8 protein-coding genes are annotated in these 11,854 nt (G+C 70.8%); 5 read left to right on the forward strand and 3 right to left on the reverse strand.

What is annotated here, in order from left to right; genetic code table 11:
- Positions 1-29 precede the first annotated feature (29 nt).
- Positions 30-2,576, reverse strand: a complete 2,547-nt coding sequence (locus ID810_RS05940) for a DEAD/DEAH box helicase (protein WP_166855025.1) — start codon at positions 2,574-2,576, stop codon at positions 30-32.
- 437 nt (positions 2,577-3,013) lie between these two features.
- On the opposite strand from ID810_RS05940, the gene aspS reads away from it, so the two are divergent.
- A complete protein-coding gene (gene aspS, locus ID810_RS05945; protein ID WP_166855024.1) occupies positions 3,014-4,807 on the forward strand; it encodes an aspartate--tRNA ligase in 1,794 nt (597 codons plus the stop codon).
- Between the two features lie 136 nt (positions 4,808-4,943).
- Here the strand turns inward: aspS and ID810_RS05950 are convergent, their stop codons facing one another.
- Positions 4,944-5,267: a hypothetical protein gene (locus ID810_RS05950; RefSeq protein ID WP_166855023.1), complete on the reverse strand. Its 324-nt coding sequence runs from the start codon at positions 5,265-5,267 to the stop codon at positions 4,944-4,946.
- 226 nt (positions 5,268-5,493) lie between these two features.
- Between ID810_RS05950 and ID810_RS05955 the strand changes: the two genes are divergently transcribed.
- The gene (locus tag ID810_RS05955; protein ID WP_166855022.1) at positions 5,494-6,111 is read left to right on the forward strand and encodes an L-threonylcarbamoyladenylate synthase; all 618 of its coding nucleotides are present in this window, start codon (positions 5,494-5,496) and stop codon (positions 6,109-6,111) included.
- Between the two features lie 4 nt (positions 6,112-6,115).
- Here ID810_RS05955 and ID810_RS05960 read toward each other — a convergent pair whose 3' ends face one another.
- Positions 6,116-8,554, reverse strand: coding sequence for an MMPL family transporter (locus ID810_RS05960; RefSeq protein WP_188232544.1), 2,439 nt, complete (start codon positions 8,552-8,554; stop codon positions 6,116-6,118).
- Between the two features lie 119 nt (positions 8,555-8,673).
- Here ID810_RS05960 and ID810_RS05965 point away from each other — a divergent pair, with 119 nt between their 5' ends.
- The 3 genes from ID810_RS05965 (at position 8,674) to rpsD (ending at position 11,730) form a co-directional block, all read left to right on the forward strand.
- The gene (locus tag ID810_RS05965) at positions 8,674-10,071 is read left to right on the forward strand and encodes a replication-associated recombination protein A (RefSeq protein WP_166855021.1); all 1,398 of its coding nucleotides are present in this window, start codon (positions 8,674-8,676) and stop codon (positions 10,069-10,071) included.
- Complete coding sequence (locus tag ID810_RS05970) at positions 10,068-10,916, forward strand: sulfite exporter TauE/SafE family protein (protein ID WP_166855020.1); 849 nt, start codon at positions 10,068-10,070, stop codon at positions 10,914-10,916. Before ID810_RS05965 ends, ID810_RS05970 begins: the two co-directional genes overlap by 4 nt.
- A 190-nt stretch (positions 10,917-11,106) precedes the next feature.
- A complete protein-coding gene (rpsD, locus tag ID810_RS05975) occupies positions 11,107-11,730 on the forward strand; it encodes a 30S ribosomal protein S4 (RefSeq protein WP_166855019.1) in 624 nt (207 codons plus the stop codon).
- The last annotated feature ends 124 nt before the right edge of the window (positions 11,731-11,854 follow it).

The following is an 11,854-nucleotide window of genomic DNA, read 5'->3' on the forward strand; positions in this document are numbered from 1 at the left end:
CGGCCCACACCTCTCAGCTCGCGCTCAGCTCACCAACGGTCGTTGTCACGGCGGAAGCCACCGCGCCCGCTGTCGCGCCCGCCGCGGAAGCCGCCACGGTCGTTGTCGCGGCGGAAGCCGCCACGCTCATTGTCACGTCCGCCGCGGAAGCCGCCACGGTCGTTGTCGCGCCGGAAGCCGCCGCGCTCGCCGTCACGTCCGCCACGGAAGCCGCCACGCTCATTGTCACGTCCGCCGCGGAAGCCACCACGGTCGTTGTCGCGGCGGAAGCCGCCACGCTCGCCGTCACGCCCACCGCGGAAACCACCGCGTCCGCCGCGGAAGCCACCACGGTCGTTGTCGCGCCGGAAGCCGCCACGCTCGCCGTCGCGATCAAAACGGGGACGCTCGGTGCGGCGCTGCTGGCTCTCAGAGGACGGGTTGTCGGAACCGTCCCAGCCGCGGCCCGGACCCTCGTCGGGGTGGATGCGCAGCTCGCGCCCACCGAAGGTCGCGTGGCTCATGGCCTCAAGCTGCTCCGCGGACAGGGGCGCGTGGATCTCCACAAGGGAGAAGGACTGGAGGATGTCAATCTTGCCGATGTCGGAGCCGGAGATCCCGCCCTCGTTGGCCAGCGCGCCGACGATCGCGCCGGGCAGGACGCGGTCACGGTGACCGACCTCGACCCGGTAGACGGTGCCGGTGCCGTCCTCGTGCCTGCGGCGACCACCACGGGCGGCGCCGGGCTTGCCGTCGGGACGCTCACCGCGCCCACGGCGGTCATCACGGTCCCGGCCGCCCTCGAAGGAGGCGGACACGAAGGTGCCCTCGGAGTCCACGGTCTCCTCGCGGCGCACGCGCTGACGTGGCTCCTCCTTGCGCTCCTTCCAGGTGCGGGGGCCCTCGTCGCCCACGGCGAGGGCCATCAGGGTCGCGGCCAGGTCCTCGACCTCGATCTCGAGCTCGGCGGCCTTGGCGGTGACGAGCTCGGTGTACATCTCGAGGCGGCCACGCTCGAGCCTCGCAGCGGCCTTGCCCAGCAGTGTGCCCGCGCGGTGGCGTGAGACGTCGGCCGGCGAGGGCAGGGTGATCTCCTCCAGGCGGGTGCCGGTCAGCCGCTCGATCTGGCGGAGCTTGCCCTTCTCCTTGGGGGTGAGGAAGGTGACGGCCTCACCGTGGCGGCCGGCGCGGCCAGTGCGACCGATGCGGTGTACGTAGGCCCCGGCCTCACGGGGCACGTCGAAGTTGACGACGAGCCCGATGCGTTCGACATCGAGACCGCGGGCGGCCACGTCGGTGGCGACGAGGACGTCAAGCGTGCCCTGGCGCAGGCGCTCGACCAGGCGCTCACGCTCACGCTGGGGCACGTCACCGCTGATGGCGGCAGCCTGGATACCCCGGCCCGCGAGCTCGATGGCGACGTCCTCAGCCGTGGACTTGGTGCGCACGAAGACGATGGCGGCGGCGGCGTCGGTGACGGCCAGGACGCGTGAGACGGCCCCGATCTTGTGACGGAAGGGCACGACCGCGTAGGTCTGGTGGACGGTGTCCACGGTGGAGGACTGGCGCGAGACCTCGATGCGCTGAGGGTCGGTCAGGTGCTGGCGGGCGACGGCCTGGATGGCCGGCGGCATCGTCGCCGAGAACAGGGCGGTGCGGCGCTCGGCGGGCAGGGAGGAGGCGATGGTCTCCACGTCCTCGGCGAAGCCCATGCGCAGCATCTCGTCGGCCTCGTCCAGGACGAAGAAGCGCACGTCCTCCAGGTGCAGGGCGCCCTTCTCGATGAGGTCGATGATGCGGCCGGGGGTGCCGACGACGACCTGCGCGCCGCCCTTGAGGGCGCCGATCTGCGGGCCATAGGGGGCGCCGCCGTAGACGGCGACGACGTCGAGGCCGCGCGAGCGCTGGGCCATGTCGGTGATGGCGTCGGTGCTCTGGATGGCGAGCTCGCGGGTGGGGGCCAGGACGAGTGCCTGGACCGTGCCGTCACGCGAGTCGACGGCGTCGAGCAGGGGCAGGCCGAAGGCGGCGGTCTTGCCGGTACCGGTCTGGGCGACGCCGACGACGTCGCGCCCTCCGAGCAGCACGGGGATGGCCTCGCGCTGGATGGGGGTGGGGGTGGTAAAGCCCATGTCCGTCACGGCCTTGAGCAGGTCGGCGGGCAGGCCCAGGTCGCTGAAGGTGACCTCCTCGGGGGCCTTGTCCACCTGCTCCTCCTCGTCCTCGCCGTCGTCGACGAAGGGGGCGTGGCCGTCAACCTCGTCCTCGTCGAGGTCCTCGGCACCGTCGTCCTCGACCTCCGCCTCGTCGTCGGGGTCCTCGGGGTCGTTCTCCTCAAGGGCGAGGGCGGCGGCCGTGTCGACGTCGTCCTCCTCATCCTCGTGGTCGACGTCCTCCGGGTCCTCGGGGGAGTCGGAGGAGGCGGGGGTGTCGAAGGAGGAGGCGGACTCGAAGGAGTCGGCGCAGGCCGCCGACGTCGAGTCCGTGGGGGAGGCGACGGCGTCGCCGTCGGTGCGGTTGACCTCGGCCTTGAAGAGGGCGTCGAGGCTCAGGGGCCCGTCAGAGGGCGTAGTGCTGCCAGGGGTCATAGTGTTCATTGGTGTTGTTCCCGTATCCGGTCCGGTGCGGACCTGTCGCGAAGCGTGGGGGAGGCTCGGTCGGCCCACCTCTTGCCGTACCGCACCCACCACACTCGCCCTGCACCTGGCTCGACACGATGGTCGACGATGGCTGATGGGCTTCACGCACAGACTCACGGGAACTGCCTGGTCGCCAAGGGCGGCGCAGCCCCGAACGGGGTTCACAGCACGGATCGCTCCGGGCAGTACTGTATCGGCCGTGCCGGGGTTTGACAGCGGTCGACCCGGCCCGAGGTCGCAGGTCACACGTGATTCCGCTCTCTTGGAGGGGCTCCGCTCGTGTGGAGGGACGTGGTGCGGGCACGCGTACTATCGGCGTCGGCGCCCGCCCGTCTCGCGGTGCGCCCCGCCGGGCGCCGGGACCACGCGCCCCCAACGGAAGGACCACAGCGCCCATGCTGCGCACCCGCCACGCAGGTTCCCTGCGCGTTGCCGACATCGGATCGACCGTCACCCTCACCGGCTGGGTTGATCGCCGCCGCGACCACGGAGGCGTCGCCTTCATCGACCTGCGTGATGCCTCCGGCATCGCCCAGGTCGTCATCCGCGAGGATGTCGCCCACGACCTACGCTCGGAGTACGTGCTTCGTGTGACCGGCGAGGTCACCCGGCGCCCCGAGGGTAACGCCAACCCTCACCTGCCCACCGGCGAGGTCGAGGTCGTCGTCAACGACATCGAGATCCTCAACACGGCGGCCGCCCTGCCCTTCCAGGTCTCCGACCACGCCGAGGACGCGGGCCAGGTGGGCGAGGAGGCGCGTCTGCGCTACCGCTACCTCGACCTGCGCCGCTCGCCCATGCAGCACGCCATCCGCCTGCGCTCGAAGGTCTCGCAGGCCGCGCGCGCCGTCCTGGCCCGCCACGACTTCGTCGAGATCGAGACCCCCACGCTCACCCGCTCGACCCCGGAGGGGGCCCGCGACTTCCTCGTTCCGGCGCGCCTGGCCCCCGGCTCCTGGTACGCCCTGCCGCAGAGCCCCCAGCTCTTCAAGCAGCTGCTCATGGTTGCCGGCATGGAGCGCTACTACCAGATCGCGCGCTGCTACCGCGATGAGGACTTCCGGGCCGACCGCCAGCCCGAGTTCACCCAGCTCGACATCGAGATGTCCTTCGTCGAGCAGGAGGACGTCATGCGTGTTGCGGAGGACGTCCTGAAGGAGGTGTGGGCCCTCATCGGCTACGACCTGACCACGCCTATCCCGCACATGACGTACAAGGACGCCATGGAGCGCTACGGCACCGACAAGCCGGACCTGCGCTTCGGCCTCGAGCTCGTCGAGCTCACCGACTACTTCAAGGACACGACCTTCCGGGTCTTCCACAGCGAGTACGTCGGTGCCGTCGTCATGCCCGGGGGCGCCTCGCAGTCGCGCCGCACTTTCGACGCCTGGCAGGACTGGGCCAAGCAGCGCGGCGCCAGGGGCCTGGCCTACGTCACCGTCTCCGAGACCGGTGAGCTCGGCGGCCCCGTCGCCAAGAACATCACCGAGGCCGAGCGTGCGGGCCTGGCCACGGCCACGGGTGCCCAGCCAGGTGACGCGATCTTCTTCGCCGCCGGCTCTGCCGAGGCCGCCCGGGCACTGCTGGGTGCGGCGCGTCTGGAGATCGGTAAGCGCTGCGGCCTCATCGACGAGGACGCCTGGTCCTTCGTGTGGGTCGTTGACGCCCCCCTGTTCAAGCCCTCTGTGGCGGCGAAGGAGGAGGGCGACGTGGCGCTGGGCGCCTCGCCCTGGACGGCCGTGCACCACGCCTTCACCTCCCCGAAGCCGGAGTGGCTCGACACCTTCGACCAGGACCCGGGCCACGCCCTGGCCTACGCCTACGACATCGTGTGCAACGGCAACGAGATCGGCGGCGGCTCGATCCGTATTCACCGCTCTGACGTCCAGAAGCGCGTCTTCGACGTCATGGGGATCGGGGAGGATGAGGCCCGGGAGAAGTTCGGCTTCCTGCTCGACGCCTTCGCGTACGGTGCTCCGCCGCACGGCGGCATCGCCTTCGGCTGGGACCGCATCGTGAGCCTGCTGACCCATGCTGACTCCATCCGCGACGTCATCGCCTTCCCCAAGTCCGGTGGAGGCTACGACCCGCTGACCGAGGCGCCCGCCCCGATCACGGCGGAGCAGCGCAAGGAGGCCGGCGTCGACGCGCTCGTCGGCGAGGAGGCGCCCGCTCCTCAGGCCAGCTGATCTCCACCGAGGAGTTGGAGGTCCACGTCGGGCTGGACAGCATGGTGCCCCGGCTGCCGGTGATGGCAGCCGGGGCACCATGCTGTGCTGTGAGGCCGGGGGTCTCAGGGCGAGGACACCCCGGTCAGGCCTTGCGTCAGGCCGCGTGGGTGCAGGTCGCGCAGGTGCAGTCCTCGCACACGCAGGACGAGCAGGAGTCCGTGCAATGCTCGCAGGAGCAGGTGGCGTGGTTACAGGTGGGGCAAGTGCAGTCGGAGCACTCGCAGACCGCGCAGAGGTCGTTACAGTCCACGCACTCGCACACGGTGCACTCGTCGTAGTGGCCGGAGTCCTCACGGTGGGCGTGGCCATCGTGGAGGTAGTCGACGTGGTCGCCGTGGATGACGGCCATGTGCCCGCAGCCGGGACCGTGGGTGTGCGCGTGGGTCTCGGCGGGGTGGTGCGTGAGGGTGGCGGTCATGGGAGCCTCCGTGTCTGGGCGGGGAATGCGTGGTACTCGCCCCGGTGGGACGCCTGCGCAATTACGTTAACAATAACGAGAAATGCCTCGACGATACAAACATGAAAATGATTCTTCATTCATTTCCGCAATGAAAATCATTCTTACTCGCGGGCGATATGGTAATGAGAATCGACGTCATTCACGCGTGGGTGCGCGCGGCCCGCACCGGGGGCACAATGAGCCCATGTCGCGCTACATCGAGCTCCACCCCGCCAACCCCCAGGCACGCCTCGTCGACAAGGTCGTTGACGTCATCAAGAACGGTGGCCTTGTCGCCTACCCGACCGACTCCGGCTACGCCCTGGCCTGTACCCCCGGCAACAAGGAGGGCCTGGACCGCATCCGCCAGATCCGCCAGCTCTCCGACAAGCACAACTTCACCTTCGTGTGTGCGGACTTCGCCCAGGCCGGCCCCCTGGCCATTGTCGGCAACAACGCCTTCCGCCTCATCAAGCGCCTGACCCCCGGCCCCTGGACCTTCATCCTCAAGGGCACCAAGGAGGTTCCGCGCATGACCCTCAATCCGAAGAAGCACACCCTCGGCGTGCGCATCCCGGACCACGCCATCACGCAGGCGCTCGTCGCCGCCTACGGCACACCCCTGCTGTCCTCCACCTTCATCCGCCCGGGCAACGAGATCCCCGAGACCAGCGGCTGGGAGATCGAGGACACCTTCGGCCACCTCATTGACGTCGTCATCGAGGGCCCCGTCGGCTCGACCGAGCCCACCACCGTTGTCGACCTCACCCAGGATGTGCCCGAGGTCGCCCGCGAGGGCGCGGGAGACACCAGCCTCCTGTAGAGCCTCAGGCCTGAGTGGCGGCCGCCCCGGAATCGTCGGCCGGCTGCCCCACACTCACGTCGGTGTCGACGTCGGCCCCGACGGCGACCGCATCGACGGCGACGGGCGCGTCAGCACGCGGCACCGACACCAGCGGCTCGGCCAGCCCGTAGCGCTCGACAACGGGCACCAGCCACGTCGGCAGCCACCAGTTCCACCCGCCCAGGAGGGACATGGCGGCCGGCATGAGCAGCAGGCGCACGACCGTCGCGTCCACCGCCATGAGCACCGCCAGCGCGAGCGCCACCTGGTCGACGATGAGCAGGTCGGCGCTGACAAAGCTGAGGAACACGACGATGAGGATGGCCGCCGTCGTGCTCGTCAGACGGCCCGTGCGCTGCCACCCGGCCTCGACGGCCACGGCGTCGTTGCCCGAGCGCCCGCGGTGCGCCGCCACCCCGTCCAGCAGGAAGAGGTCGTCATCGGTCACCAGCCCCAGACCGACACCGATGACGACGGCGACGGCGTAGGCCTCCACACCGCCCAGCGGCTCAAAGCCGAGGAGGCCCGACAGGTGTCCCTCCTGGAACACCCACGTCATCACGCCGTAGCTCGCCAGCACCGACATCGTGTTGACCAGCAGCGTCTTGACCGGCACCACGAGCGAGCCCGTCGTCAGCAGCATGAGGATGATGAGCACGAGGGAGAAGACGATGACCACCCAGGGCAGCGCGCCCGTGATCGCGTCCTGCAGGTCCACCTGGGCCGCGGCCTGGCCGGTGACCCACATGTCCGCCGGGGCCGCCAGGGCGCGCACCGCCCGCACAGCCGCCTCCGCCTCGGTGGTGGCGCCCTCGCCCTCGAGCTCGAGGTACACCACCGTGTACTCGCCCGCCGTCGCGGTGCGCAGGATCGAGGTCACGCCATCGACGTGAGCCACCTGACTGTTGATGAAGGCGGTTGCGCGCTCCCCGGCCTGCGCCAGCACAACAGTGGCGTCCGCGTCCTGCGCAGCCGGGTAGGAGGCCTTGAGCGTCTCAAGGTGGACGGCCTGGTCGGAGGAGGCCGGCAGCAGGTCATCGTTGGAGACGAGCACATGCAGGTGACGGGCGGGGGAGGCGAGCACCACGAGGATGACGAGGGAAACCGCCAGCGCCACCCACGGCACCCGCTGGATGAGCCCAACCGTGTGCGAGAACACGCCCTTGTCGCGCACAATGTCCCCGATCGACGAGCGCAGGCTCCGCAGCGGCACCACGCGGCGCAGCGGAGAGGGACGGTGCAGCTTCCTGCCAACCAGCGCCACCAGCGCCGGCGCGAGTGACAAGCACACGACGGTGGCGATGGCGACGGCGGCGATGCCTGCCTGCGCGATGGCGCGCAGGACGTCGGTGCCGATGAGCATCAGCCCCAGCAGGGCCACGATCATCGTCAACGACGCGAACAAGATGGTGCGGCCCGTGCTCATGAGCGTGAGCACCAGAGCCTGCGTCATGGGGGAGGAGCGGCGACGACGACGGCGCTCTGCGCGTCCCGTGCGGCCCCGCTCCTTGGGCGAGTCCACCCCCTCGCTCTGGCGCAGATGGGCCAGCTCCTCGCGGAAGTGTGTGGTCAGGACGAAGCCGTAGTCCGTGGCCAGCGCCAGGGCGATGATGGCCGTCACCGACAGGATGAAGGCGGGCAGCTCGACGGACAGGCTCAGCACCCACAGGGCCCCCAGGCTCAGCAGGAGCGTGGTCACCGCCGTGGCCACGGGCACCAGCGCCGGCAGGACAGCCCCGAAAACGAGAATCATGAGGAGCAGGACGAGGGGCAGCGCGATGAGCAGGCCGACGAGCACGTCCCGCCAGGCCTGGTCGACGACGGCCTGCTCGCGCAGGCCCTCATGGGAGACGATGCCTGACGCCCCCGGGCTCAACCCGGACAGTTCACCGGGGATCCTCTCGAGCCTGGCCTGGACGCGCGAGACCGTCTCGGCGAGGTCATGCGCGTACGCCTTGTCCTCCTTGCCTGCCACCTCAGTGCCATTGGGGTCCACTGAGACCACGATGAGGAAGCCGTCGAGGTCCTTGGAGGCGAGCGCCTGGGCGGCCGGCTCCTCGAGCATGCCGGGCACGACGAAGGGGTCGAGCACGTTCGTCTCACCGACGATGGCCACAAGGTCCCTGTGGGCGTTCCCAAGGGCGTAGGCCACCGCCTCCTGGCGCGCAAGCGTGGAGATATCAACCCCGGTGACGAGCAGGCTCACGGTCTGGCCGTCACCGGACAGGGCCGCGATGATCTCCTGGCCGTCCCTCGACTCGCTGCCCCCGGGAGCCCCGGTCTCACCGACCAGGCGGCTCGTGAGCGAGCCGGCGCCCAGGCCCGTGGCGGCGACCGTCAGCGCCAGGAGCGCGATGACCACCCACGCGGCGACGACGAGGGAAGCGTCCTTAACAACGCGTCGGGAGAGCCAGTGGAGCACCAGGCCATTCTTACAGACACCGGCACGCGCCACCGGGCCAGGCACGCGGTCGGCGGGGTGCCGCGACGGACCGGGGCGGACCGGGCGACGGGCAACGAGAGGATCGATAGGATCGCCGAGTGGACCTCTTTGACAGCGTCGGCACGGACGACGTCGGCCTGCCCGTGGACACGCACGCGCCCCTGGCAGTGCGCATGCGCCCGCGCAACCTGTCCGAGCTCGTGGGCCAGGATCACCTGCTCACACCCGGCTCACCCCTCCAACGCCTCGTCTCACCCGACGACCCCGGCTCCGGGCAGGGCGCCGGAGTCTCGTCAGTCATCCTGTGGGGGCCGCCCGGCACCGGCAAGACGACCCTCGCCTACCTCGTCGCCCGCGGTAGCGGCCGACGCTTCGTCGAGCTCTCGGCGGTCACCGCCGGGGTCAAGGACGTGCGCGCCGTCGTCGAGGAGGCACGACGGCGGCTGACCGCCTCGGGGGAGGAGACCGTCCTCTTCGTCGACGAGGTCCACCGCTTCTCGCGCTCCCAGCAGGATGCCCTGCTGCCCAGCGTTGAGAACCGCTGGGTCACCCTCATGGCCGCCACGACCGAGAACCCCAGCTTCTCGGTCGTCTCCCCACTGCTGTCACGTTCGCTACTGCTGACTCTGCACCCGCTCGGGGCCGACGACGTGCGCACCCTCGTTGAGCGGGCCGTCGCCGACAGCCGGGGACTGGGCGGGCGGGTGCGTCTCGACGACGACGCCCGTGAGCAGATCGTGCGCATGGCCGGCTCCGACGCCCGCAAGTCCCTCACCATCCTGGAGGCCGCAGCCGGCGCCGTCCTCGCCGCCGCCCCACATCAGGCGGACGACGACGGGTCCCCGACGGTCGCGGCCCTCACCCTGGCCGACGTCGAGCAGGCCGCCGACGTCGCCGCCGTGCGCTACGACCGTCAGGGCGACCAGCACTACGACGTCATCAGCGCCTTCATCAAGTCCATGCGCGGCTCCGACCCCGACGCCACCCTGCACTACCTCGCCCGGATGCTCGCCGCGGGGGAGGACCCCCGGTTCATCGCCCGCCGCATCACCATCCACGCCGCCGAGGACGTCGGCCTGGCCGACCCCACCGTCCTGTCCACCGCGGTCGCCGCCCAGCAGGCCGTCGCCCTCATCGGCATGCCCGAGGCCCGGCTCGTCCTGGCCGAGGCGGCCCTGGCGGTTGCCACCGCACCCAAGTCCAACGCGGTGACCGTGGGCATCTCGCGGGCCTGCGCCGACGTCGCCGCAGGCAAGGCGGGGCAGGTGCCCGTGCACCTGCGCGACTCCCACTACGCCGGTGCCCAGCGCCTGGGGCACGGCGCCGACTACCGCTACCCCCACGACTACCCGCACGGCGTCGTCGCCCAGCAGTACCTGCCTGACGAGCTCGCCGGGCAGCGCTACTACGAGCCCACAGGCAACGGCTTTGAGAAGCAGATCGCCACCCGCCTTGAGGCCGTGCGCCGGATCCTTCACGACGGGACCGCCCGATGAGCACCCCTGCACCCGCCGGGCGCCCGTCCGCCCGCACCACACTGCTCGTGCTCACCACGGGCCTGGCGGCCGGATTCCTCGCCGGCTTGTTCGGCGTCGGCGGCGGCCTCATCATCGTGCCCGCGCTCATGACCGTCCTCGACATGGACCAGCGCCGCGCGGCCGCCACCTCACTGGCCGCCATCGTCGTCACCGCCGCCGTCGGCACCATCTCCTACGCCCAGCGCGGCGAGGTCTCGCTGGCGGCCTTCGCCATCGTGAGCGTGGGCTCCCTGGCCGGGGCGCCGCTGGGCACCCGGCTGCTGCGGCGCCTGCCCCACAGGGTCTTGCCGTGGGTCTTCGTCGGCTTCACCCTCATCGTCATCGTCTCCCAGCAGCTGCGCTCACCGGTGCGCGAGGCCGCGCTCATCCTCGACCCATTGCGGGCAGTCGGCCTCGTCGCCGTCGGACTGGTGGCAGGGATCCTGGCCGGGCTGGTGGGTGTGGGAGGCGGCGGTGTCATCGTGCCCGGCCTGCAGCTCGCCGTCGGCGTCGGCGACCTCCTGGCCCGCGGAACCTCCCTGCTCATCATGATCCCCACCGCGGCGGCCGGCACCTGGTCGAACCTGCGTCACGGCACGGTGGACCTGCGCGTCGGCCTGCTCGTCGGCGCAGCCGCCGTCGTGGCCGCGCCACTGGGCACCCGGGCGGCCGCAGCCCTGAGCCCCGCCGCCGGCAACGTGCTGTTCAACGTCTTCCTCGTGTGCGTCGTGCTCAACATGCTCCTCAAGGAACGCGCCCGCCTGCGCCGACAGGCGCGCGAGGCCCCGGGCGAGGACAGTGCCGACGAGCAGGCCGGAGCCTGAGGAACCGGTCACACGGGCCGGTTGCGGCTCGCCGCAGCGCCCGTCAACCGCTAGTGTTCCCGGGTCGCCGTCGTACGGGCACGCACCGTGCGCGGCGCCCCTGGGGTCCTGGCCCATCCATGTGGCTGACCCCGCGCCCCGAGCACCCGCACGGGGCGTGCGATCACTCCGACAGGAAGAAGAGACGAGCATGAGCTCCTCCCGCTCCCGCCGTCAGGTGCGCCTCTCGCGTGCCCTCGGCATCCCGCTGACCCCCAAGGCCGTGCGCTACTTCGAGAAGCGCCCCTACGGCCCCGGCGAGCACGGCCGCGCCCGTCGCCGCACCGAGTCCGACTACGCCGTGCGTCTGAAGGAGAAGCAGCGTCTGCGTGCCCAGTACGGCATCCGCGAGGCTCAGCTCCAGCGCGTCTTCGAGGAGGCCCGCCGTGAGAAGGGCCTGACCGGTGAGTCCCTGGTCGAGCTGCTCGAGATGCGCCTGGACGCCCTCGTCCTGCGCTCCGGCTTCGCCCGCACCATCGCCCAGGCCCGCCAGGACGTCGTCCACCGCCACATCCTCGTCGACGGCAAGGTCGTCGACCGCCCCTCCTACCGCGTCAAGCCCGGCCAGACCATCCAGGTCCGCCCGCGCTCGCAGGTGATGGTCCCCTTCCAGATCGCCGCCACCGGTGCGCACCGCGACGTCCTGCCCCCCGTGCCGGAGTACCTCAGCGTTGAGATCGAGAAGCTCACCGCCACCCTGGTGCGCCGCCCCAAGCGCGACGAGGTCCCCGTGACCTGCGACGTCCAGATGGTCGTCGAGTACTACTCGCGCTGATCTCCTCCCTGGAGGAGACAGCCCCGGGACGCCCCGCACCGCACGCCGGTGAGGGGCGTCCCGTCTACCAGGCGGGGTAGTCTCGCCACGGTCCTTTAGCGTGGATGCCGACGACGCGGCCCGC

The sequence above is a fragment of the Actinomyces respiraculi genome (genome assembly GCF_014595995.2).
GTDB lineage: Bacteria > Actinomycetota > Actinomycetes > Actinomycetales > Actinomycetaceae > Actinomyces > Actinomyces respiraculi.